The sequence below is a fragment of the Streptomyces sp. NPDC107522 genome, from assembly GCF_055657525.1.
The window spans coordinates 341,613-364,346 of the sequence record NZ_JBVKAU010000003.1 but is presented as its reverse complement, the minus strand read 5'-3'; the positions used below and the strand labels follow the sequence as shown (position 1 = coordinate 364,346).

Sequence of the window (22,734 nt, the reverse complement as noted above, 5' to 3'; positions counted from 1 at the left end):
GGCGCTACTCGCGCTCCTCGGCGGTGGCCCGGCGGCGCAGCGCGAAGAGCACACCCGCACCGACGAGGACGGCGGCACCGACGGCGACCCCGATGACGACGCCCGTCGAGCCGGAGCCGCCGGAGGAGCCGTCGGAGTCCGCCGGGGTCGCCGACCACCAACTCCAGTAGCCGTCCTGCCCGTAGATGTTGCCCGCCTTCGCGGGCATCGTCGTGATCGACTCGATCTGGTCCGTGCGGTACGCCTCGACCGCGTTCGGATACGCCATGACGTTCATGTACCCGAGGTCGTACAGCCGTGACTCCATCTGCTTGACGATGTCCGCCCGTTTGGCGGGGTCGTACTCGGCGAGCTGCCGCGCGTACAGGTCGTCGTACTTCCTGTCGCAGATGAAGTTGTCGGTGGCGCCCGTGTCCTTCGGGGTCGCGGGCAGCGCGCCGCAGGTGTGGATCGACAGTACGAAGTCCGGGTCCGGGTTGACGGACCAGCCGTCGAAGGCGAGGTCGTAGTTCCCCGCGAGCCAGGGATCGCTGACGTTGTCCACGCAGTCGAGGTTCATGCCGATGCCGAGCTCGGCCCACCACTCCTTCAGGTACTGGCCGACCGCCTTGTCGTTGGGGTCGGTGGCGTGGCACAGGACGCGGTAGGTGATCGGTTTGCCGTCCTTGCCGACGCGCTTGCCGTCGCCGTTCTTCTTGTAGCCCGCCTGGTCGAGGAGGCGGGCGGCCTCGGCGGGGTCGTAGGCGAGTTCCTGGCCGTCGGCCGGTTTCCAGAAGTACGGGGCAAAGCGCGGCGGGATATAGCCCTGGCCCTGCACCGCGTACCCCTGGAACACCTTGTCGATGATGGTCTTGCGGTCGACCGCCATGAACAGGGCGTGCCGCACCCGCTCGTCCAGCAGCGACGGGTGGCCGTCACCGAACTTCTGGCCGTTCTTCGCCCGTGCGCCGGGGTTGACGGCGAGGGCGTAGAAGCGGCGGCCCGGGGCGTCGTTGACGTGGATGTTCTTCTCGCCCTTGAGAGACGCTGCCTGAGCGGGTGTCAGCGCGGGCGCTCCGGCGACGAAGGAGACCTCGCCCTTGCGCAGGGCGGCGACCGCGGCGTCCTGGTCCTTGTAGTACCGGAAGACCAGCTCGTCGAACTTCGGGGCCCCGCGCCAGAAGTCCTTGTTGGCCTTCAGGCGCACATAGCTGTCGGGCTTGTAGCCGGTGAGGATGAACGGCCCGTTCCCGACGACGGGGAACTTCTTGTCGTTGTTGAACTCCGAGAAGTCGCCGACCTTCTCCCAGACGTGCTTCGGCACGATCGGCACGTCCAGCGCCGTCATCGTGGCCTGCGGCTTCTTCAGCTCGATGACCAGCTCGGTCGGGCTCGGGGCCGTCACCTTCTTGAAGTTGGCGACGAAGCTGCCGTTGGCGGTGGCCGCGCCCTCGTCGGTCATCATCGTGTTGAACGTCCACGCCGCGTCCTCGGCGGTGGTCTGCCGGCCGTCCGACCACTTGGAGTCGGAGCGGATCGTGTACGTCCAGGTCAGCTTGTCCGGCGAGGACTCCCACTTGGTCGCCAGGGCCGGGACGGCGTGCGCGTCCTTGGGGTCGTAGTTGGTGAGGTACTCGTACATCAGCCGGTGGATGCTGGTGCTGAGGAGCCGCGACGCCAGGAAGGGGCTCAGCGAGTCGACGCTCTGTGCGACCGCGACGGTGAGGACCTTGTCGCCGTCCGCCGCCACCGCCTGGTGCGGCACGAGTCCGGCCGCCAGGGTCAGGGTGGCTGCTCCGGCGGCGGCGAGGAGCCGCCGCGCTCTGCTGTGCTGCTCGTGAGTGCTCATGGTCGTGACCTCGCGTCATCGCTTGCACAGGGACGGCTGGTTGGAACGGCTTGTTGGACTGTCAGCGCTTTTACTGCGCCCGTGAGCAGTGCATGAAACCCCATCTGGCCTGCGGAAAAAGCGAAGTGATGAGATTGAGACAGCCATTGGTCCACACCGGTGAAGAGCTCCTGGTGGGGCCCTGACGGTGCTTTCGCGCAGCGCCTGACGCCGAACGGGCTAACGGCGCCCCGGATGGGTGCCGTGCACATGCACAGTCCCTCCCGGCTGCCGATATTTGCTGCCAGGGCGCGGCGAAACAGGGGCGGCGCCGTCAGGAGGAGGCAGCATGCGCACAGCCACGCACGCCGGACGGGCCGCCTGCGCGGTGGCGGTCGCCCTCGCGGCGACGGCCTGCGGGGGCGGGGACGGCAGCGGCGCGGGCGGCGACGCGGTGCTCAGCTCGTCCTGGACCGATCCGCAGAACCCGCTGGAGCCGGCCAACACCAACGAGGTGCAGGGCGGCAAGGTGCTCGACATGATCTTCCGCGGACTGAAGCGGTACGACCCCAGGACCGGCGAGGCCGAGGACATGCTCGCCGAGAGGATCGAGACCACCGACTCGCGGAACTACACCGTCACCGTCAAGGACGGCTGGACCTTCAGCAACGGCGAGAAGGTCACCGCCCGGTCGTTCGTGGACGCCTGGAACTACGGGGCGAGCCTGAAGAACAGCCAGAAGAACGCGTACTTCTTCGGCTACATCGAGGGCTACGACCAGGTCCACCCGGAGAAGGGTGCGCAGCGCGCCGAGACGATGTCCGGGCTGAAGGTGCTCGACGACCGCACCTTCACCGTCAGACTCAGCCAGAAGTTCTCCAGCTTCCCCGACACCCTCGGCTACAACGCCTTCGTGCCGCTGCCGCGGGCGTTCTTCGACGACCACGCCGGCTGGCTGGCCAAGCCCGTCGGCAACGGGCCGTACACCGTGGAGGCGTACACCAAGGGCTCCGAGATGCGCCTGACGAAGTGGGACGCCTACCCGGGCGAGGACGCGGCCCGCAACGGCGGCGTCACCCTCAAGGTCTACACGGACAACAACACCGCCTACACCGACCTGCTGGCCGGCAACCTCGACCTGGTCGACGACGTACCGGCCCAGCAGCTGAAGAACGTCGAGAAGGACCTCGGCGACCGCTACCTCAACACCCCGGCCGGCATCATCCAGACCCTGGCCTTCCCCCACTACGACAAGAACTGGAACAAGGCGGGCTCGGTCAAGGTCCGCAAGGGACTGTCCCGGGCGATCGACCGCGAGCAGATCACCAAGACCATCTTCCAGGGGACCCGCACCCCCGCCACCGACTGGACCTCACCCGTCCTCGGCAAGGACGGCGGTTACAAGGCGGGGCTGTGCGGCCAGTGGTGCGAGTACGACGCCGCCGCGGCGAAGCAGCTGATCAAGGAGGGCGGCGGGCTGCCCGGCGGCCAGGTGAAGATCACGTACAACGCGGACACCGGCTCCCACAAGCTGTGGGTGGACGCCGTCTGCAACTCCATCAACAACGCCCTGGACAACGACCGGGCCTGCGTCGGCAACCCCATCGGCACCTTCGCCGACTTCCGCAGCAAGTCCACCACCCAGAAGCTCTCCGGCCCGTTCCGGGCGGGCTGGCAGATGGACTACCCGCTGACCCAGAACTTCCTCCAGCCGCTCTACTACACGGGCGCCTCCTCCAACGACGGCAAGTGGTCGAGCGAGGAGTTCGACAGGCTCGTCGACCGGGCGAACGCCGAGACCGACCCCGCGAAGGCCGTGGAGATGTTCCAGAAGGCCGAGGAGGTCGTCCGGGACAACATGGCGGCGATCCCGCTGTGGTACCAGAACGGCAGTGCCGGCTGGTCCGAGCGGCTGTCGAACGTGGCCCTGAACCCGTTCAGCGTCCCCGTCTACAACGAGATCAAGGTCGGCTGAGCCCGCCATGGGACGGTACGTCGTCCGGCGTCTGGTGCAGATGGTCCCGGTGTTCATCGGGTCCACGCTGCTGATCTTCCTCATGGTGAACGTGATGGGCGACCCCGTCGCGGGCCTGTGCGGCGACCGGCAGTGCGACCCGGCGACGGCCGGCCGGCTCAGGAAGGATTTCGGCCTCGACCAGCCCGTGTGGCAGCAGTACCTGACCTACATGGGGAACGTCTTCACCGGAGACTTCGGTACGGCGTTCAACGGCCAGGAAGTCACCGAGCTGATGTCGACGGCCTTCCCGGTCACCATCCGCCTCACGATCGTGGCGATCCTCTTCGAGATCCTCATCGGCATCACGCTGGGCGTCCTCACGGGCCTGCGCCGCGGCCGCCCCGTCGACACGGGCGTCCTGCTCCTCACCCTCGTCGTCATCTCCGTCCCCACCTTCGTCACCGGCCTGCTGCTCCAGCTGCTGCTCGGCGTGGAGTGGGGCTGGATCCGGCCGTCGGTCTCCCCGGCCGCCCCCTTCGGCGAGCTGATCGTCCCCGGCCTCGTCCTCGCCTCGGTCTCCCTGGCGTACGTCACCCGCCTGACCCGGACGTCCATCGCGGAGAACCGGCGCTCCGACTACGTCCGTACGGCGATCGCCAAAGGGCTGCCGCGCCACCGGGTCGTGACCCGGCACCTGCTGCGCAACTCCCTCATCCCGGTCGTCACCTTCATCGGCGCCGACATCGGCTTCCTCATGGGCGGCGCGATCGTCACCGAGCGGATCTTCAACATCCACGGCGTCGGCTACCAGCTCTACCAGGGCATCCTCCGCCAGAACACGCAGACCGTCGTCGGCTTCGTGACGGTCCTCGTCCTCGTCTTCCTCCTCTGCAACCTGGTCGTCGACCTCCTGTACGCCGTACTCGACCCGAGGATCCGCTATGCCTGACCAGCCGTTCCAGTCAGAGGGGGCGATCTCCGGCAGCGGATCGGGCGGCGCGACGCATATGGCCGCCGGCGAGGCGGAGATCCTCGAAGGCCCTCGCCCCGGCGGACGGGCGCCCGCGGAACCGGAGGTCGGCGCGGAGCCGACGGGCCCGGACCCCTGCGCCGCCTCCACCGACCGCCCCCGCAGCCTCTGGTCCGACGCCTGGCGGGACCTGCGCCGCAACCCGGTCTTCCTGGTCTCGGCCCTGATCATCCTCTTCCTGCTCTTCATCTCCTTCTGGCCCTCGGCGATCGCCTCCGGCAGCCCCCTCAAGTGCGACCTCGCCAAGGCCCAGCAGGGCTCAGCGCCCGGGCATCCCTTCGGCTACGACGGCCAGGGCTGCGACGTCTACACGCGCACCGTCCACGGCGCCCGTACGTCCGTCGCGGTCGGCGTGTGCGCCACGCTCGGGGTGGCGGTGCTCGGCTCGGTACTGGGCGCGCTGGCCGGCTTCTTCGGGGGCCTGTGGGACTCGGTCCTCTCCCGCGTCACCGACATCTTCTTCGCCATCCCGGTGGTCCTCGGCGGCCTGGTCCTGCTGTCGGTCGTGACGAGCAACTCCGTCTGGCCGGTCATCGGCTTCATCGTGCTGCTCGGCTGGCCGCAGATCTCCCGCATCGCCCGCGGCGCCGTCATCACCGCCCGGCAGAACGACTACGTGCAGGCCGCCCGTGCCCTGGGCGCCTCCAACTCCCGCATCCTGCTCCGCCACATCGCGCCCAACGCCGTCGCCCCGGTGATCGTGGTGGCGACGATCGCCCTGGGCACGTACATCGCCCTCGAGGCCACCCTGTCCTACCTGGGGGTGGGCCTGAAACCCCCGAGCGTCTCCTGGGGCATCGACATCTCGGCCGCCTCCCCCTACGTCCGCAACGCCCCCCACGCCCTCCTGTGGCCCTCGGGCGCCCTGGCGGTCACGGTCCTGGCGTTCATCATGCTCGGCGACGCGGTGCGCGACGCCCTCGATCCGAAGTTGAGGTGACGGTGTGGCGGTGTGTGGATCGCCCCAAACGGGCGCGAGGCTGTGTCCATGTGCGGCTACCGCCGCGTGGGCGCGACCAGCCACGACGGAGCCGCAGGCGATCGACGGCCTGTCGCGGCACCAGCGGAGCGCACCGTGCGCGACGCCCTCGATCCGAAGTTGAGGTGAGTCGGCGCCATGTTGCTCGAAGTACGGGATCTGTGGGTGGAGTTCGGGACCCGCGACGGAGTCGCCAAGGCAGTCAACGGGGTCGACTTCGGGGTGGAGGCGGGAGAGACGCTCGCCGTTCTCGGGGAGTCCGGGTCCGGGAAGTCGGTGACCGCGCAGGCGGTGATGGGGATTCTCGACATGCCGCCGGGGCGCATCACCGGGGGCGAGATCCGCTTCCAGGGGCGGGACCTGCTCACGCTGAAGGAAGAGGAGCGGCGCAAGGTCCGTGGGGCCGAGATGGCGATGATCTTCCAGGACGCCCTGTCGTCGCTGAATCCTGTGCTGACCGTGGGGGACCAGCTCGGCGAGATGTTCGTCGTACACCGGGGCATGTCGAGGAAGGACGCCCGCGCCAAGGCCGTGGAGCTGATGGACCGCGTGCGGATCCCGGCCGCCGAGGAGCGCGTACGGCAGTACCCGCACCAGTTCTCCGGCGGCATGCGCCAGCGCATCATGATCGCGATGGCCCTCGCCCTCGAACCGGCCCTGATCATCGCCGACGAGCCCACCACGGCCCTCGACGTCACCGTCCAGGCCCAGGTCATGGACCTGCTGGCGGAGTTGCAGCGCGAGTACACCATGGGCCTGGTCCTCATCACCCACGACCTCGGCGTGGTCGCGGACGTGGCGGACCGCATCGCCGTGATGTACGCGGGCCGGATCGTCGAGTCGGCGCCGGTCCACGACATCTACAAGGCGCCCGCCCACCCGTACACCCGGGGCCTGCTGGACTCCATCCCGCGCCTGGACCTCAAGGGCCGGGAGCTGTACGCCATCAAGGGCCTGCCGCCCAACCTCGTCAACGCCCCGCAGGGCTGCGCCTTCCACCCCCGCTGCCCGATGGCCCGCGACGTGTGCCGCACCGACGTACCCCCGCTGTACGAGGTCACCGAGTCGGACACACCCCGCGGCAGCGCCTGCCACTTCTGGAGGGAGTGCCTCAATGGCTGAGCCGATTCTCCAGGTCACCGGGCTCGTCAAGCACTACCCGCTCACCCAGGGCGTCCTCTTCAGGAAACAGGTCGGCTCGGTGAAGGCGGTCGACGGCGTCGACTTCACGCTCCACCGCGGCGAAACCCTCGGCATCGTCGGCGAGTCCGGCTGCGGCAAGTCGACGGTCGCGAAGATGCTGGTCAACCTGGAGAGACCGACGGCGGGGGAGATCCGCTACAAGGGCGAGGACATCACCAAACTGTCCGGCCGGGCCCTGAAGGCCGTACGGCGCAACATCCAGATGGTGTTCCAGGACCCGTACACCTCCCTCAACCCCCGTATGACGGTGGGCGACATCGTCGCAGAGCCGTACGACATCCATCCCGAGGCGGCCCCCAAGGGCGACCGGCGCCGCAGGGTCCAGGACCTACTCGACGTGGTCGGCCTCAACCCGGAGCACATCAACCGCTATCCGCACCAGTTCTCCGGCGGCCAGCGCCAACGCATCGGCATCGCACGCGGGTTGGCCCTGCGCCCCGACGTCATCGTCGCCGACGAACCCGTCTCCGCGCTGGACGTCTCCGTCCAGGCCCAGGTCATCAACCTGATGGACCGCCTGCAGAACGAGTTCGACCTCTCCTACGTCTTCATCGCCCACGACCTGTCCATCGTCCGGCACATCTCCGACCGCGTCGGGGTCATGTACCTCGGACGGATCGTGGAGACCGGCACGGACACCGAGATCTACGACCACCCCACGCACCCCTACACCCAGGCCCTGCTCTCCGCGGTCCCCGTCCCCGACCCGGAGGCCCGTGCACACCGCGAGCGCATCATCCTCACCGGCGACGTCCCGTCCCCGACGAACGTTCCCTCCGGCTGCCGCTTCCGCACCCGCTGCTGGAAGGCGCGGGAACGCTGCGCGCAGGAGGTACCGGAGCTCGCCGTGCCGTCGCGTTTCCGGGCGTTGAGCGGGCCCGAGGCGCACGACTCCGCCTGTCATTTCGCCGAGGAGAAGCAGTTGGTCCCACCGAAGGAGGCGGCATAGGCATACAAACGCACACCAACCGCGTTAACACGCAGGCAACTCAGTCGACCCGATCCCGATATACGGACGCGTCACTCTGAACAACGTACGGCCGTGCGGGTGCCGTAAACGGACCGGGGTGCGCCATGTCACCCCGGTCCGTTGCTGTCTAGGCGAGCCCGAGCGACCGCTTCAGGAAGTCCACCTGAAGCAGCAGCAGATTCTCCGCGACCTGCTCCTGCGGGGTCATATGGGTCACTCCGGACAGCGGCAGCACCTCGTGCGGGCGGCCGGCCGCCAGGAGGGCGGAGGACAGGCGCAGGGCGTGGGCCACCACCACGTTGTCGTCGGCCAGGCCGTGCACGATCATCAGCGGGCGGTGCGGCTCGGCGGGGGAAGAGAGCCCGTCGTCGGTGACGAGCGAGCTCTTCGCGTACGACTCCGGCTGCTTCGCGGGGTCACCCAGATACCGCTCCGTGTAGTGCGTGTCGTACAGGCGCCAGTCCGTGACCGGGGCGCCCGCGATGCCCGCGTGGAAGACGTCCGGGCGGCGCAGCACCGCCAGCCCCGCCAGCCAGCCACCGTACGACCAGCCGCGGATCGCCACCCGGGACAGGTCGAGCGGGTGGGACTTCGCGAGGTCCTGGAGCGCGTCGATCTGGTCGTCGAGCGAGACCGTGAAATCCCCATGGACCGCCTTCTCCCAGGCGGGCGAGCGCCCCGGCGTACCGCGCCCGTCCGCGACGACCACCGCGAACCCCTGGTCGGCGAACCACTGCGAGGTCAGGTGGGCATTGTGCGCGGCGACCACCCGAGGGCCGTGCGGTCCCCCGTACGGATCCAGCAAAACCGGGAGCGGAGTGTCACCGGCGTAGTCCCGAGGCATAAGCACGGCGCACGGGATGCGTCGTGCGCCCCCCTCAGTGAGGGTCACGCGCGGGGTCATACCGGGATCTTCGGCATACGACCGGACCGTCGCGGTGAGCTTTCCCTCGCGCAGTACCTGGACCTTGGCGCCGGGCCGGTCGAGGGCGTGGGACACCAGGACCGTCACGCCCCCGGCGCGCACCGCCGAGTGCACGCCGGGCTCCTGGGACACGCGCTCCACGCCGAGCTCGTTCACCCGGTACACATGCACTTCGCCGATCTCGGGATCGGCCGCGGCCTCACCCGCCGACGCCGAGATCAGTACGTCGTCGTCGGAGACGTCCAGCACCGCCCGGACGTGCAACTGCGGTCCTGTCAGCGGACGTTCGCCCACCGTCAGCACCCGGGCGCCACCCTCGTCGGCGATGCGCACGAGATGCCCGGAAGGGCTCCAGCAGGGCACACCGGCGAAAAGTTCCAGCCATTGTGGATCTTCGTCGGCGTGCACCATCCGCGTCGCCCCGGTCGCCGGGTCCACGGCCAGGAACAGCTGGCTGCGCTGGTCGCGCGCTTGTACGAGCAGAAGCGGCGCACCCGCCGCTGACCAGTGCACTCGCGCCAGATAGGGGTACCGCGCCCGGTCCCAGGAGACCTCCGTGCGCACCCCGTCCAGACCGATCACGAACAGCCGTACGTCCGCGTTCCCGGTCCCCGCCGCCGGATACGGAACCTGCTGCGGCTCGCGCTCCGGACGCGCCGGATCGGAGATCCACCACCGGCGCACCGGCGTGTCGTCCGCGCGCGCCACGAGCAACCGGTCCGACTCCGGACCCCACCAGAAGCCCCGGTAGCGCCCCATCTCCTCGGCCGCGATGAACTCGGCCAGCCCATAGGTGACCCCCTCCGACTCCGGCTCGGCGAGCGCACGGTCGCCCTCGCCCTCGGCGCCCACCACCCGCAGGGCGCCCTGCGCGACGTACGCGATGTGCCGCCCGTCGGGGGAGGGGCGGGGGTCGATCACCGGCCCCGGAACGGGGAGTTCGCGCGCCGTACCGGCCCGCAGCTCCGCCGCGAAAAGCCGCCCTGACAAGGCAAAAGACGCCAACTCCACGGCCGTGTCGGTCGCGTGGGCGACGATGCCGGCGCCCGCCTCACGGCTGCGTTCGCGCCGCGCCCGCTCCTCGGGCGAGAGGTCCTCCGAGGCGCCGCCCAGGAGGGCGCGCGGGTCGGCCGCCACGCGCTCCGTGCCGTCCACCGTGTCGAGCACCCACAGCGAACTCGCCGGGTCCGTACCGGAGGTGGAGCGCAGGAACGCGACACGGCTGCCGTCGGGCGCCACCGTGAACGCGCGCGGCGCGCCGAGCGTGAACCTCTGGGTGCGGGCGTGCCGTCGGGGGAAGGAGACTGGCTCGGTCGTCATGCCCCGACCATATTGGCCAGTGCGCCCCCTTGTGCGGCTGTGCGCCGATCGATGCGCACGTACGGATAGTTATGATCACTGTCGCATAGTGGGTATGAACCTGCTGGCTGCTGCATGGATTTATCTGCCCCCATAGTCCGACCCCCGCGCTTGGGATTCTTGGAGGTGAGCCGCCGTGGCACTCTCGATTTCGGCGGTGGTGCTGCTGGCGATCATCGTCTTCCTGTTGATCAAGAAATCAGGGCTGAAGGCCGGGCATGCGGTCGTCTGCATGCTGCTCGGCTTCTACCTGGCGTCCTCGACCGTCGCTCCCACCATCAGCGAGCTGACGACGAACATCGCGGGCATGATCGGCAGCATCAAGTTCTGAGCCTCCTGGTCTCCTCGTAGGGTGGGCTCCATGACGGAACTGCCCGACCGGCGTCTCCTCCTGGTGCACGCGCACCCGGACGACGAGTCGATCAACAACGGTGCGACCATGGCCAAGTACGCGGCCGAGGGTGCCCACGTGACCCTGGTCACCTGCACCCTCGGCGAGCACGGCGAGGTCATTCCTCCCGAGCTGCACCACCTCACCGGCACCGAGCTGGGCGAACACCGCCTGGGCGAGCTCACCGCCGCGATGCGCGAGCTCGGCGTCGAGGACTTCCGTCTCCTCGGCGGAAAGGGCCGCTACGAGGACTCCGGGATGATGGGCATCGCCGACAACGAGGACCCGGCCTCGCTGTGGCAGGCGGACGTCGACGACGCGGCCCGGGCTCTCGTCGAGGTGATCCTGGAGGTCCGCCCCCAGGTCCTCGTCACCTACGACCCCGACGGCGGCTACGGCCACCCCGACCACATCCAGGCCCACCGCATCGCCATGCGCGCGGCCGAGCTGGCCGCCGACGCCGGATGGCAGATCCCCAAGATCTACTGGAACCGCGTCCCGCGCACCGTCGCGGAGGAGGCCTTCGCCCGGCTTCAGGCGGATCTGCCCGGACTGCCCTTCAGCAAGGCCGCCACTGTCGACGACGTACCCGGAGTCGTCGACGACGAGCGGATCACCACCGTGATCGACGGCACCGGGTACGCCGCCGCCAAGGCCGCCGCGATGCGGGCGCACGCCACCCAGATCGACGTGGCCGAGCTGTACTTCGCTCTCTCCAACGAGCTCGCGCAACCCCTCTTCACCACCGAGTACTACGAGTTGGTACGCGGTGAGCGGGGCGCGCAGACGGAGTCCGACCTGTTCGCCGGTGTCGCCGTCGCCGGTGCCGAGGAGGCGTCATGAGCTCGATGCTCGCCCAGCCCCTGAAGCGGCCCTCCGGTCTGCGGGTCCTCGCCTACCTCGGGCTCTTCGTGCTCGGCGCCGTCGTCGGTGTGGCCGGGGCGCTGGTGCAGCCGGCGTGGTTCCCGGGCGGGCTGCTGCTCGCGCTCGCGGGCGAGGCCGGGCTCTGTCTGGGCGCCGCCCGGGCGACGGGCAGCCGGGCCGGGGCCGTCGCGCCCGCCGGCGGCTGGATGATCACCGTCATTCTGCTCACCGCCAGCCGCCCGGAGGGCGACTTCGTCTTCGGCACGGGAGCCGCCTCCTACCTCTTCCTGCTCGGCGGCATGGCGGTGGCTGTGATCTGCGCCACCCTCGCCCCCGTGCGGCAACCGGACGCCGACGGCGTCCGACATGGCAAGTGACGTACCACTTCTCCACAACTCACTCGTGCGAGTCCCGTGTGGGTTTCCCAGGCGGTCGTGGGATACGGCCCGGAAGTGGCCAGTATGGTGGTGCGCGCCGCCGATCCGCCCGAAGTAATGAGGTCGAACAGGCGGTGGAGCCAACCGGGAGAACCTGCCTTGAGTCGTGAAACTGACACTCCGTCCTCCGGGCCCAACGGGCGCGGCGGAGCCGCATACCCCTCGGGCACGCCGCCGTACGGGACCCCCATGGCTTCCGACAGCGGTACGGACGCGGGCCGTTCGGCCACGCAGCCGGAGGAACGCAAGACCGAGACCACGCTGACGACCCGGATCCGGATCAACATCCCGGGGTCGCGGCCCATTCCGCCGGTCGTCGTACGCAAGCCCGTCGCCGAGGCCGAGAGCTCCGGCGCCGGCGCGGACACCGAGCCGCCGGCGCCGTCCGCCCCCACCTCCACGTCCACGGGCACCGTCGAGTCCCCGGCCGAGCCCGCGGCGCAGGCGGAGGAGAAGACGAGCGACTGGTTCGCACCGCGCAAGTCCTCGGCGGGCAAGGGCGGTCAGAGCGGAACGGCAGGCAACGGGTCCGGTCTGCCCGGCGGTTCGGGCCCCGGTGCGGGCGGTCCCGGCGGCGCGGGCGCGGGCGCGGGTGCAGGTGCCGGTGCGCCCGGCGGTGCGCGGCCCGGTGCCGGTCGGCCCGGCGGTGTCGTCGGTTCGATGAGCGCGCCCGGCGGCGCGAACGGCACCCGGCCGGACGCGGGCTCCCGCCCCGGCGGCGCGAAGGGCGGCACGGGGCTCCCCGGCGCGACCGGCGGGCCCGTGGCTCCCGGGCACGGCGGCGGCACCGGTTCCTTCGACGTGACCGAGGCCCTGGCGGCAGGCGGGCTGGGCAACGGCAACGGTTCGCGCCCCGGTGGCGAGGCGCGCCGTGACGACCTGCCGTACTTCTCGGACAACGGCGGCGGCCAGAACGGCTACGGCACGCAGGGCGGCCCCGAGGGCCCGGCCGGTTACGGCGCCCAGGGTGGCCCGGGCGGTTTCGACCCCGCAGCCGACTTCAACGCCCCGAACGGCTTCGACGGCTCCGGCGACTTCAACGGGCCGAGCGACTTCGGCGGCCCGAACGGCCGCGGCGGCCAGGGCGGCCCGCAGGGCCCCTCCGGCCCGACGACCGGTCCGGTCACCGGCGACGGTCCGGCGGTGCCACCTGCCCCCGGCGGTGGACAGGGCGGACTCGGCGGACGCGGTGGTCCGAGCGGTCCCGGGGGTCCCGGCGGCTCCGGTGCGCCCGGCCGTCCGGGCGGTCCGGTCGGCTCCGGTATCTCCGCAGGCCCGGGTGGTCCGAGCGGTTCCGGTATCTCCGCGGGTCCGAGCAGGCCCGGTGGCCCCGGCCCCGCCGGTCCGAGCGGTCCTCCCGGACCCGCCGGCCCGGGTGGTCCCGGTATCTCCGCCGGTCCCGCCGGCCCCGGCGCCTCCCCCCACGGCGCGGGCCTCGGCCCCGGCGGCGGCATGAGCGACGACACCGCCATCCTCACCCCGCAGAAACCGGCCCCCGAGCCCGGCACCCCGCACTACGGCGGCGTCGCCGACAACGTCTCCGGCCACACCGTCACCAGCGGCATCCCCGTCGTGCCCTCCGGCGCGCAGAGCGGGCCCTTCGGGCCGGGCGCCACCGACGCACCCGGGCCGCACACGCCCCCGAAGCTGCCCGAGCCGGACACGTCGAGCACCCCGGCCTCCCGCACGCCCAAGAAGAAGGGCCGCAACAAGCTGGCCCTGATCGGCGGCGGCGTGATCGTCCTCGCCGGTGGCGTCTACGGCGCCGGCCTGCTGATGGCCCACTCCGACGTACCCAAGGGCACCACCGTGCTCGGCGTCGACATCGGCGGCGGCACCCGCGACGAGGCGGTGAAGAAGCTCAACGACGCCTTCGACGACCAGGTCAACAAGCCGTTGCAGCTGTCGGTGGGCGGCAGGACCGTCACGCTGGAGCCGGACAAGGCCGGGCTGCAGTTCGACATGCAGCAGACGGTCAGTGCGGCCGCGACCAGCGACTACAACCCGGTCTCGGTCATCGGCGCGCTGTTCGGCCAGGAGCGGGTCGTCGACCCGGTCATGCCCACCGACGAGGAGAAGCTGCACGCCGCCCTGGAGCAGGTCTCCGGCGGCTCCGGCTCGGTGACCGAGGGCACGGTCTCCTTCAAGACCGGCAAGGCGGTCGCCGTGTACGGCAAGCCCGGCAAGGGCATCGACGTGGCCAAGTCGACCACGGCGGTCGAGGAGGCGTACCGCACCCAGGTGGAGACGGGCAAGTCTTCCCCGGTGCAGGTCCCGACGACCACCCAGCAGCCGACGGTCACGAACGCCGAGGTCGACCGGTTCATGAAGGAGTTCGCCGAGCCGGCGATGGCCGGCAAGGTGACGATCCAGACGGACGCCGCGCACAGCATCCCGTTCGGCTCCCTGTCCCTGCCGAAGATCCTCGGCGTCAAGGCCGTCGACGGCAAGCTCGTGGACACGTACGACCTCAAGGCGCTCAAGGCGGCGTACGGCGCCACCTTCGACGGCGTGCAGATCAACGGCGCGAGCGGCAAGCGTGACGTCCTGCCGCAGGACGTCGCCTCGGCCCTGCGCAAGGCTCTGCGCGGCAAGACGGCGGCGGAGCGCACCGTCACCATCGACACCAACCCGACCTAGCGGTACCCGCTCGGACCACCGGGGCACCCGGCACTCGCCGGGTGCCCCTGGTCGTCGTATGACATCTGTCATCCGGCAGTCAGGACCGCCGACACTGCCGGGCGAGGGGCCCCGAAGGCCACTCTGGATCGCATGACGACGACAGTGGTCGCATTCGACCAGGTGAGCAAGGCATACGGCGAGGTCAGGGCCGTGGACGGGCTGAGCCTGGCCCTGCATCCGGGGGAGACCGTGGCGCTGCTGGGCCCGAACGGGGCCGGCAAGTCGACCACGCTCGATCTGCTGCTCGGCCTCAGGCAGCCCGACAGCGGCACGGTGCGGATCTTCGGCACCGAGCCGCGCGAGGCCATCGTCGCCGGGCGGGTGGGCGCCATGCTGCAGAGCGGCGGGCTGATGGACGAGGTCACTGTCGCCGAACTGGTGCGGCTCGCCTGTGACCTGCACCCGAGGCCGTACAAGGTCTCCGACGTACTGGCCCGCGCGGGCATCGCGCAGATCGCCGACCGCAAGGTCGACAAGCTCTCCGGCGGCCAGGCCCAGCGCGTCCGCTTCGCCCTCGCGACCGCCGGCGACAGCGACCTGATCGTCCTGGACGAGCCGACCACCGGCATGGATGTCACCACCCGCCAGGCCTTCTGGGCCACCATGCGCGAACAGGCCGAGCAGGGCCGCACGGTCCTCTTCGCCACCCACTACCTGGAAGAGGCCGACGCCGTCGCCGACCGCGTGCTGGTGCTGCACCGCGGCCGCCTGCTGGCCGACGGCACCGCGGCCGAGATCAAGGCCAAGGCGGGGGCCCGCAGGATCTCCTTCGACCTGCCCGACGGCCCGGTCGACGAGGCCGCGCTGCGGTCGCTGCCCTTCCTCAGGACGCTCGACATATCCGGCCGGACCGTCCGCATCCAGTCCTCCGACGCCGACGCCACGGTCCACTCCCTCTACGGCCTCGGCCTCTACCCCCGCAACCTCGAAGTCGCCGGGCTCGGACTGGAGCAGGCGTTCGTCGCCATCACCACCGCCGAGGAGGCGCGTACGTCATGAAGAGCCTGATCCGGCTGGAACTCAACCGCGCTCTGCGTAACCGCAAGTTCCTCTTCTTCTCGGTGCTCTACCCGTCCATCCTGTTCCTGCTGATCGCGGGCACCGCCGACACGACGACGAAGATCGACGGCACGGGCCTGACCCTGCCGACCTACATGATGGTCTCGATGGCCTCCTTCGGCGCCCTGACGGCCGTCCTGATGGGCAACAGCGAGCGCATCGCCAAGGAGCGCGAGAGCGGCTGGGTACGCCAACTGCGGCTGACGACCCTGCCGGGCCGCGGATACGTCCTGGCCAAGACCGCGAGTGCCGCCGTGGTCAGCCTGCCGTCCATCGTGATCGTCTTCGCGGTCGCCGCGATCGTGAAGGACGTCCGCCTGGACGCCTGGCAGTGGCTGGCGCTCACCGGGTCGATCTGGGCCGGCAGCCTCGTCTTCGCCGCGCTCGGCGTCGCCCTCGGCTACCTCGCGAGCGGGGATGCGGTCCGCCCGATCACGATGATCACCTACTTCGGGCTGTCCATCCTCGGCGGCCTGTGGATGCCGACCACGTCCTTCCCGTCCTGGCTGCAGGACATCGCCACCTGGGTGCCCACGCACGCGTACGCTGCCCTCGGGCAGGCGATCGAACAGAGCCAGGCCCCCCATGCGAAGGACATCGCCATCCTCGCCGTCTTCTTCGCCCTGTTCACCGGCGGCGCGGCCTGGCTGTACCGGAAGGACACGCTGAAGGCGTGAGCAGCGTCGGCATCGGGCAGCGCCCGCAGAACCGCAGACAGCAGGTCGTGAAGTTCCTCTGGATCGGGATCTGGCTCGCGTACCTGAGCGCACCCGTGGGTGACCTGCTGCACGGCGGACACAGCGACGGCGTCGTCGTCCTCGGCTGGATCGGCCTGGTCGCCTTCGTCGCCTGGTACTTCGCCCTCGTCTTCCGTACCGGGCGGGGCGAGACCAGCGGCGTGGTGCTCGGCTCGGTGGCGGTCCTGGCCACCCAGTCGACCGTCCTGGCGCTGACCCTGGGCCGGGAGTGGCTCGTCCTGTTCGTGTACGTGGCGATCTCCTCCGGTGCCGCCCTCCCGTTCCACCTCGCCCGCTGGACCATCCCGACCGTGTCCGCCCTGCTCACCGGGGTCGCCCTCGCGGTCCCCGGCGGCACCTCGTTCCTGTGGGGCCTGCTCTTCCCGGCCCTCCTCGGTGGTTTCTCCATGTCCGGCGTACGCCAACTGATCCGCACGACCATCGAGTTGCGCGAGGCCCGCGCCACGGTCGCCCACCTGGCCGCCAACGAGGAGCGGCTGCGCCTGGCCAGGGACCTGCACGACCTGCTGGGCCACTCGCTCTCGCTGATCACGCTCAAGAGCGAGCTGGCGGGCCGTATGCTCCCCGACCACCCCGACAAGGCGGCCCAGCAGGTCGCCGACATCGAACAGGTCAGCCGCCAGGCCCTGGTGGACGTACGCGAGGCGGTGACCGGCTACCGGCGCCCCCGCCTGGCCGGCGAACTCGCCGGCGCCAAGGCCGCCTTGACGGCGGCCGGGGTCACCGCGGGCCTGCCCGCCGCCGACCTGGACCTCACCGGTGTCCCCGAGGAGAGCGAGTCGGCCCTCGCCTGGGCGCTGCGCGAGGCCGTCACCAACGTCGTACGGCACAGCGGAGCCGCCCGTTGCACGGTCGACCTGGTCCGCCGCCAGACCCTCGACGGACCGGTGCTCGAACTCTCCGTCGAGGACAACGGCTCCGGCAGCTCGGGCGACGGTCCCGGCAACGGTCTCACCGGCCTCACCGAACGCCTGGAGAAGGCGGGCGGCACGCTGGAGGCGGGCGGGTCCAGGCAGGGGTTCCGCCTGGTCGCCCGCGTGCCGGCGGGCCCGGCCGCCGACATAGGATCCGCCCCATGACGAGCCGCACGATCAAGGTCCTGCTCGCCGAGGACCAGTCGATGGTCCGCGAGGCCCTGGCCGCCCTGCTCGGCCTGGAGGACGACATCGAGGTCGTCGCCCAGGCGGCCCGCGGCGACGAGGTCCTGGCGGCGGCCCGCGCGCACGACGTGGACGTGGCCCTTCTCGACATAGAGATGCCCGGCGCCACCGGCATCGAGGCGGCGGCCCTCCTGCACAAGGAGCTGCCGGCCGTGAAGCTGGTCATCCTCACCACCTTCGGCCGCCCCGGCTACCTCCGCAGCGCGATGGAGTCGGGCGCCGACGCCTTCCTGGTCAAGGACGCCCCCGCGGCCCAGCTGGCCGAGGCGGTACGCAAGGTGCTCGCAGGCGAACGCGTCATCGACCCCACCCTGGCGGCAGCGGCCCTTGCCGAGGGCGCCAACCCGCTGACGGACCGCGAGCGAGAGGTCCTGAGAGCAGCGGAGGACGGCTCCACGAACGCCGAACTGGCAGCGGCCCTGCACTTGTCCCAGGGCACGGTCCGGAACTACCTCTCGACGGCGATCCAGAAACTGGCGGTACGCAACCGGGCGGAGGCGGTGAGGATCGCGAGGGAGAAGGGTTGGTTGTAAGCGGGAGAAGGGTTGGTGCTGAATCGTCGGCCGGGGACAACGCCCCAAGGGGCGCGGGGCTGTGTCGATATGCGGCTCCGCCGCGTGGGCGCGACCAGCCACAACAAACCCGCAGTCGCACGACAACAGGCTCCCCCACGGCGAATAGGCGAACCGTCAGTTCAACATCGCCCGAGCCGCCCGAGCCTGCCCCCGCACCCGCTCCGCCGCGGCAGCATCCACCGCACTGATCAACTCCGCGTACCCCTCCAACTCCACGGCCCCCTCGACGAAGTCACCCCGCTGCACCAGCAACTGCGCCCGCTCGAACCGCAACCGAGCCGGATGCGACGGCAACAACAGCGACAACTCCACCGCCCACAACGCCACATCCGTCCGCTCAGGCCGCGTCGCCGCCCAGGCCCGGACGTTGTTCAGAATCCGCAGCACCACATCCAGGGGATCGGTCGGCGTCAACATCGACGGATCCAGCGGAGCCCCCGTGGCCCCCGCCACCAGCATCTCCGCATCGCCCCCCGTCAGTACCCGCCCCCCGTCGAACGGGTCGGCGAGCACCTGCTCATCGGCCGGACCGAACCCCACGACGAAGTGCCCGGGCAGAGCCACGCCGTACACCGGTGCCCCCGCCCGCCGGGCGACCTCCATCCACACCACCGACAGCAGGATCGGCAGCCCCCTGCGCCGCACCAGCACCTGATGCAGCAACGACGACTCCAGCCGCTGATAGTCCGCGGCGGAGCCGCGAAACCCGTACCGCTCCCCGAGCAGCTCCCGCAGGGCGACCGCCCACGCCCGCGGCCCCCCGGGCCGGAACGGCAGCCGCCCTGCCAGCCCGTCCAGCTCCACCTGCACCGCGTCCATCCCCGCCTCGTCCAGCGCCCCGTCCGCCTCGGCCCCCACCAGCAGACAGAGCAGGGACAGATCGGGCCGCTCGGACCGCGCCTCTTCGGCGAACCGCCGCCGCAGCTCGGCGGAGCGCTCGGGTGACGGGGGATAGGGGGGACGCATAGCTGGCTCGTGCCCTTTCACGGCGATCCGTACCGCAGCTGACGGCGATTGCTCACAGTGATCGATAGTGGTGGTACGCATGATGCGCGGCGAACCCCACCCCCGCGTACAGCTCCCGCGCCCCCGCGTTCTCCGTCTCGACCTGCAGCCACGCCGCCGACGCCCCCTCGTCGAGCGCCTGCCGGGCCAGCGCGGCCATCACCCGGGTGGCCAGACCCTGTCGCCGCAGCGCGGGATCCACCTCCACGGCGGCGAACCCGGCCCACCGCCCGTCCACGACACACCGCCCGATCGCGTCAGCACCCGCCGCACCCGGAACCGTCGCGAACCACACCGACGGCCCGCTGCCCAGCACCTTCAGGGCCACCTCGCTCACCCCCTTGCGCTGATACCGCGCAAGCCAAGCCTCGTCCGCCTCCCGGGACAGCACCACTCCGGCGCCCTCGTCCCGGTCGGCGACCGGCGCCAGCGCCCCGATCCACATCTCGGCGGACACCTCACGCACCCACCCCAGCCGCTCCAGCTCCGCACACAGCAGTTCCTGCGTGCCCTCGGCTCCCGTCGCGGTCTGGACGTACGCGGGGAGCCCACGGTCGCCGTACCAGCGCCGTACGACGTCGAGCGCGGCCTCCAGAGGCATCCCGGGGTCGCCGAGGGGCAGCACCGAGTTGGCGCGGCGGGTGAACCCGGACGCGGCCCGCAGCTCCCACTCGCCGAGCCGTTCGCTCTCCACGGGCCGCCACGCGCGCGTGGCGACGTGCGCGAGTTCCTCGTACGACGCGGAGGGACGCCGGCGACGGGCCGGGGCGCTCGGCACGACCTTCCCCGCGACCAGCGAGGATTCCGCGATGCGGACGGTCTCGCCACTCTTCCGTGTGATCAGCAGCACACCGTCGTCCCAGGATGCGAGAACACCCACCGTGTCGGTGAACTTCTCACCCGGAGCCGCAGGATCGTTCAGGCGGCGTACAGAGACCCGTTTGCCCACGTCAGCAGCGGTGATACGGACCTCAAGGCGCCCTGTCGCAGAGATTTCCACAGGTCAGTTCACCCCTCCTGTTCGGATCATGCCCAAGAACGGAGATACTAGGGGCGGGCATCGACGACGCCGCGCTCCCGCGCGCCAGGCGGCGGAGCCTGAGGAGGCCCGCCAGCGCCCTATCGAGGAGGAACGACAGCGTGACCTACGTCATCGCGCAGCCTTGTGTCGACGTCAAGGACAAGGCGTGCATCGAGGAGTGCCCGGTCGACTGCATCTACGAGGGCCAGCGGTCCTTGTACATCCACCCGGACGAATGCGTCGACTGTGGTGCCTGTGAGCCGGTATGCCCGGTCGAGGCGATCTTCTACGAGGACGACACTCCGGAGGAGTGGAAGGACTACTACAAGGCGAACGTCGAGTTCTTCGACGAGCTCGGCTCGCCCGGTGGTGCCAGCAAGCTGGGTCTGATCGAGCGCGACCACCCCTTCATCGCCGCGCTGCCGCCGCAGGCCGAGTAATCCTCACCGGCGACCCGCACAGCGTGCCGCCTCGGTCCCGTACGGCCTGATCGCCTTGATCGCCGTACGGGACCGAGGCGTTGCCGTATCCGGCAGTACCGGCAGCAGTACCAGAAAGTGAGCCAGATCCCGTGTCCGCAGTCTCCGACCGCCTTCCGACCTTCCCCTGGGACAAGCTGGAGCCGTACAAGAAGACGGCCGCCGCGCACCCGGACGGCATCGTCGACCTCTCCGTCGGCACGCCCGTCGACCCGGTCCCCGAGCTGATCCAGAAGGCTCTGATCGACGCGGCGGACTCCCCGGGCTACCCCACGGTCTGGGGCACCCCGGCGCTGCGTGACGCGATCACCGGCTGGGTGGAGCGCCGCCTGGGCGCCCGCGAGGTCACCCACCGCCACGTGCTCCCCATCGTCGGCTCCAAGGAACTGGTCGCCTGGCTCCCCACCCAGCTCGGCCTCGGCCCCGGCGACAAGGTGGCCTACCCACGGCTGGCCTACCCGACGTACGAGGTGGGCGCCCGTCTGGCCCGTGCCGACTACGAGGTGTACGACGACCCCACGGAGCTGGACCCCGAGGGCCTGAAGCTGCTCTGGCTGAACTCGCCGTCGAACCCCACGGGCAAGGTCCTCTCCAAGTCGGAGCTCACCCGGATCGTGGCCTGGGCCCGCTCGCACGGCATCCTGATCTTCTCCGACGAGTGCTACCTCGAGCTGGGCTGGGAGGCCGACCCGGTCTCGGTCCTGCACCCGGATGTGAACGGCGGCTCGTACGAGGGCATCGTCGCGGTCCACTCGCTGTCCAAGCGCTCGAACCTCGCGGGCTACCGCGCCGCGTTCCTGGCCGGCGACCCGGCGGTCCTGTCACCCCTCCTGGAGATCCGCAAGCACGGCGGCATGATGACGCCGGCGCCCACCCAGGCGGCGGTCGTCGCGGCCCTGGGCGACGACGAACACGTCCGCATCCAACGCGACCGCTACGCGGCCCGCCGCACCGCCCTCCGGGACGCCCTGGAGCGCCACGGCTTCCGCATCGAACACAGCGAGGCCAGCCTCTACCTCTGGGCCACGAAGAACGAGTCCTGCTGGACCACGGTCGCCCACCTGGCCGACCTCGGCATCCTGGTCGCCCCGGGCGACTTCTACGGCGAGGCAGGCGCCCAACACGTACGCGTGGCATTCACGGCAACGGACGAGCGGGTGCGGGCGGCGGTACAGCGCCTGGCGTAACGGCGCCGACAGCCGCCGCTGCGCAGCTACCGCTGTGCCGCTGCTACCGCTGTGGGCAGTCGTTCCGCAGGGCGGAACGGGTGGCCACAGCCTGCAGCGCCGGGCGCGGCTCAGAAAACGCCCCGGCCCCTGCCGACGTAGGCACGCCAGGCATGCAAATGCGGACGGGGCCCAGGGAAGCTCCCTGGGCCCCGTCGGCGGCTCAAGCCACGCGCAGCGAACGTCAGCCGAGCGGAAGCGCCTGCACCGGCAGCGACCCGGTCTTAGGCGTCGTCTGCGTGGCCGCACCGGCCGCGTCACCGAGGACGGTCCCGACCGACCCGGCCACACCCCCCGCGGTCTCCTGCGCCGCAGGCGTCGCCTTCTTCGCAACCTTGCTGCCGGCCTTGGCCGCGGTCGGCACCGCCTTCTTCGCGGTCTTGCCGCCGGTCTTGGTCACCTTGTCGCCGGCCTTCGTCGCGGTCGGCAGCGCCTTGTCGACCGTCGTGTCGACGGCGCCACCCGCGATCCCGGTGGCGTTCTGAGCCGCGCCGTCGACGACGCTCGCGCCGTCCAGGGCGGTCAGCCCGCCGACCTTCGAGGCGTCGGGCAGTTCGGGGGCCGCGCTGGCGGAGCCGGCCGCACCGACCCCGGCAGCCGCTCCCGCAGCGACGAGCAGCGCGGCACGGGCGATCCGGCGGGTCAGGGGGAGGGACATGATGCTCCTTCGACGGATATGTCGGATGAGAACGATGAAGTGTCCGACCACGCCCGGCAGTTGACCGACTGGCTGTTGATCTCCGGGCTCGGACGCAGTGACTACCGCTCGAAGCCCTCGAAGGTTGCGGCGCCGCAACGTAAAGAGTTGGCAATGCGTCGCATTATCGGCTGCGGATAAAAACGGTCA

20 protein-coding genes are annotated in these 22,734 nt (G+C 70.7%); 15 read left to right on the top strand and 5 right to left on the bottom strand.

The features are described 5' to 3' along the window. Nucleotides 1-4 precede the first annotated feature (4 nt). Complete coding sequence (locus ACZ7L6_RS11665; RefSeq protein WP_471922426.1) at nt 5-1,828, bottom strand: ABC transporter substrate-binding protein; 1,824 nt, start codon at nt 1,826-1,828, stop codon at nt 5-7. A 328-nt stretch (nt 1,829-2,156) separates the two neighbouring features. On the opposite strand from ACZ7L6_RS11665, the gene ACZ7L6_RS11660 reads away from it, so the two are divergent. The 5 genes from ACZ7L6_RS11660 to ACZ7L6_RS11640 all read left to right on the top strand — a co-directional run bounded on the left by ACZ7L6_RS11660 (nt 2,157) and on the right by ACZ7L6_RS11640 (nt 7,925). Next, entirely contained in the window at nt 2,157-3,782 is a 1,626-nt protein-coding gene (locus ACZ7L6_RS11660; RefSeq protein WP_471922423.1) for a peptide ABC transporter substrate-binding protein, read from the top strand. 7 nt (nt 3,783-3,789) lie between these two features. Next, nucleotides 3,790-4,713, top strand: a complete 924-nt coding sequence (locus tag ACZ7L6_RS11655; protein ID WP_471922420.1) for an ABC transporter permease — start codon at nt 3,790-3,792, stop codon at nt 4,711-4,713. Further along, nucleotides 4,706-5,734: an ABC transporter permease gene (locus tag ACZ7L6_RS11650; protein ID WP_471922418.1), complete on the top strand. Its 1,029-nt coding sequence runs from the start codon at nt 4,706-4,708 to the stop codon at nt 5,732-5,734. Before ACZ7L6_RS11655 ends, ACZ7L6_RS11650 begins: the two co-directional genes overlap by 8 nt. Before the next feature lie 177 nt (nt 5,735-5,911). Next, on the top strand, nt 5,912-6,895 hold the full coding sequence (locus ACZ7L6_RS11645) for an ABC transporter ATP-binding protein (RefSeq protein ID WP_471922416.1): 984 nt from the start codon (nt 5,912-5,914) through the stop codon (nt 6,893-6,895). Then, nucleotides 6,888-7,925, top strand: coding sequence for an ABC transporter ATP-binding protein (locus ACZ7L6_RS11640; protein ID WP_471922414.1), 1,038 nt, complete (start codon nt 6,888-6,890; stop codon nt 7,923-7,925). Before ACZ7L6_RS11645 ends, ACZ7L6_RS11640 begins: the two co-directional genes overlap by 8 nt. A 148-nt stretch (nt 7,926-8,073) precedes the next feature. Here the strand turns inward: ACZ7L6_RS11640 and ACZ7L6_RS11635 are convergent, their stop codons facing one another. After that, on the bottom strand, nt 8,074-10,191 hold the full coding sequence (locus ACZ7L6_RS11635) for a S9 family peptidase (protein WP_471922412.1): 2,118 nt from the start codon (nt 10,189-10,191) through the stop codon (nt 8,074-8,076). A gap of 175 nt (nt 10,192-10,366) precedes the next feature. On the opposite strand from ACZ7L6_RS11635, the gene ACZ7L6_RS11630 reads away from it, so the two are divergent. The 8 genes from ACZ7L6_RS11630 to ACZ7L6_RS11595 all read left to right on the top strand — a co-directional run bounded on the left by ACZ7L6_RS11630 (nt 10,367) and on the right by ACZ7L6_RS11595 (nt 18,114). After that, nucleotides 10,367-10,561 (top strand): hypothetical protein, encoded by a 195-nt coding sequence (locus ACZ7L6_RS11630; RefSeq protein ID WP_019755516.1) that lies wholly within the window; start codon nt 10,367-10,369, stop codon nt 10,559-10,561. A gap of 30 nt (nt 10,562-10,591) precedes the next feature. Further along, nucleotides 10,592-11,464, top strand: coding sequence for an N-acetyl-1-D-myo-inositol-2-amino-2-deoxy-alpha-D-glucopyranoside deacetylase (mshB, locus tag ACZ7L6_RS11625; RefSeq protein WP_471922409.1), 873 nt, complete (start codon nt 10,592-10,594; stop codon nt 11,462-11,464). Continuing rightward, nucleotides 11,461-11,862, top strand: a complete 402-nt coding sequence (locus ACZ7L6_RS11620) for a DUF6113 family protein (protein ID WP_471922406.1) — start codon at nt 11,461-11,463, stop codon at nt 11,860-11,862. Before mshB ends, ACZ7L6_RS11620 begins: the two co-directional genes overlap by 4 nt. A gap of 159 nt (nt 11,863-12,021) precedes the next feature. Continuing rightward, a complete protein-coding gene (locus tag ACZ7L6_RS11615) occupies nt 12,022-14,562 on the top strand; it encodes a hypothetical protein (protein WP_471922404.1) in 2,541 nt (846 codons plus the stop codon). Nucleotides 14,563-14,694: 132 nt separating this feature from the next. Further along, nucleotides 14,695-15,603: an ABC transporter ATP-binding protein gene (locus ACZ7L6_RS11610; protein WP_471922402.1), complete on the top strand. Its 909-nt coding sequence runs from the start codon at nt 14,695-14,697 to the stop codon at nt 15,601-15,603. Then, nucleotides 15,600-16,340 (top strand): ABC transporter permease, encoded by a 741-nt coding sequence (locus ACZ7L6_RS11605; RefSeq protein ID WP_471922400.1) that lies wholly within the window; start codon nt 15,600-15,602, stop codon nt 16,338-16,340. The genes ACZ7L6_RS11610 and ACZ7L6_RS11605 overlap by 4 nt, the downstream gene beginning before the upstream one ends. After that, nucleotides 16,337-17,500, top strand: a complete 1,164-nt coding sequence (locus ACZ7L6_RS11600; RefSeq protein ID WP_471922397.1) for a sensor histidine kinase — start codon at nt 16,337-16,339, stop codon at nt 17,498-17,500. The genes ACZ7L6_RS11605 and ACZ7L6_RS11600 overlap by 4 nt, the downstream gene beginning before the upstream one ends. Beyond that, nucleotides 17,497-18,114, top strand: coding sequence for a response regulator (locus ACZ7L6_RS11595; protein WP_471922394.1), 618 nt, complete (start codon nt 17,497-17,499; stop codon nt 18,112-18,114). The genes ACZ7L6_RS11600 and ACZ7L6_RS11595 overlap by 4 nt, the downstream gene beginning before the upstream one ends. 156 nt (nt 18,115-18,270) lie before the next feature. On the opposite strand, the gene ACZ7L6_RS11590 is transcribed toward ACZ7L6_RS11595, so the two are convergent. Together ACZ7L6_RS11590 and ACZ7L6_RS11585 are read right to left on the bottom strand one after the other, a co-directional pair. Then, complete coding sequence (locus tag ACZ7L6_RS11590; protein WP_471922393.1) at nt 18,271-19,122, bottom strand: transglutaminase family protein; 852 nt, start codon at nt 19,120-19,122, stop codon at nt 18,271-18,273. A gap of 52 nt (nt 19,123-19,174) precedes the next feature. After that, complete coding sequence (locus tag ACZ7L6_RS11585) at nt 19,175-20,161, bottom strand: GNAT family N-acetyltransferase (protein ID WP_471922391.1); 987 nt, start codon at nt 20,159-20,161, stop codon at nt 19,175-19,177. A 140-nt stretch (nt 20,162-20,301) separates the two neighbouring features. Here ACZ7L6_RS11585 and fdxA point away from each other — a divergent pair, with 140 nt between their 5' ends. After that, a complete protein-coding gene (fdxA, locus tag ACZ7L6_RS11580; protein ID WP_030929316.1) occupies nt 20,302-20,622 on the top strand; it encodes a ferredoxin in 321 nt (106 codons plus the stop codon). Nucleotides 20,623-20,753: 131 nt separating this feature from the next. Further along, complete coding sequence (locus tag ACZ7L6_RS11575; protein ID WP_471922389.1) at nt 20,754-21,848, top strand: bifunctional succinyldiaminopimelate transaminase/glutamate-prephenate aminotransferase; 1,095 nt, start codon at nt 20,754-20,756, stop codon at nt 21,846-21,848. A 223-nt stretch (nt 21,849-22,071) separates the two neighbouring features. Here the strand turns inward: ACZ7L6_RS11575 and ACZ7L6_RS11570 are convergent, their stop codons facing one another. Then, a complete protein-coding gene (locus tag ACZ7L6_RS11570) occupies nt 22,072-22,545 on the bottom strand; it encodes an ATP-binding protein (protein ID WP_471922387.1) in 474 nt (157 codons plus the stop codon). Nucleotides 22,546-22,734: the final 189 nt, after the last annotated feature.

Bases quoted from the DNA above. Each gene is read 5' to 3' on its own strand.
- ACZ7L6_RS11650 (WP_471922418.1), top strand. From the start codon at position 4,706: ATGCCTGACCAGCCGTTCCAGTCAGAGGGGGCGATCTCCGGCAGCGGA.
- ACZ7L6_RS11570 (WP_471922387.1), bottom strand. From the start codon at position 22,545: ATGTCCCTCCCCCTGACCCGCCGGATCGCCCGTGCCGCGCTGCTCGTC.
- ACZ7L6_RS11590 (WP_471922393.1), bottom strand. From the start codon at position 19,122: ATGCGTCCCCCCTATCCCCCGTCACCCGAGCGCTCCGCCGAGCTGCGG.
- ACZ7L6_RS11620 (WP_471922406.1), top strand. From the start codon at position 11,461: ATGAGCTCGATGCTCGCCCAGCCCCTGAAGCGGCCCTCCGGTCTGCGG.
- ACZ7L6_RS11665 (WP_471922426.1), bottom strand. From the start codon at position 1,828: ATGAGCACTCACGAGCAGCACAGCAGAGCGCGGCGGCTCCTCGCCGCC.
- ACZ7L6_RS11610 (WP_471922402.1), top strand. From the start codon at position 14,695: ATGACGACGACAGTGGTCGCATTCGACCAGGTGAGCAAGGCATACGGC.
- ACZ7L6_RS11635 (WP_471922412.1), bottom strand. From the start codon at position 10,191: ATGACGACCGAGCCAGTCTCCTTCCCCCGACGGCACGCCCGCACCCAG.
- ACZ7L6_RS11640 (WP_471922414.1), top strand. From the start codon at position 6,888: ATGGCTGAGCCGATTCTCCAGGTCACCGGGCTCGTCAAGCACTACCCG.
- ACZ7L6_RS11645 (WP_471922416.1), top strand. From the start codon at position 5,912: ATGTTGCTCGAAGTACGGGATCTGTGGGTGGAGTTCGGGACCCGCGAC.
- ACZ7L6_RS11660 (WP_471922423.1), top strand. From the start codon at position 2,157: ATGCGCACAGCCACGCACGCCGGACGGGCCGCCTGCGCGGTGGCGGTC.
- ACZ7L6_RS11605 (WP_471922400.1), top strand. From the start codon at position 15,600: ATGAAGAGCCTGATCCGGCTGGAACTCAACCGCGCTCTGCGTAACCGC.
- ACZ7L6_RS11655 (WP_471922420.1), top strand. From the start codon at position 3,790: ATGGGACGGTACGTCGTCCGGCGTCTGGTGCAGATGGTCCCGGTGTTC.
- ACZ7L6_RS11595 (WP_471922394.1), top strand. From the start codon at position 17,497: ATGACGAGCCGCACGATCAAGGTCCTGCTCGCCGAGGACCAGTCGATG.
- mshB (WP_471922409.1), top strand. From the start codon at position 10,592: ATGACGGAACTGCCCGACCGGCGTCTCCTCCTGGTGCACGCGCACCCG.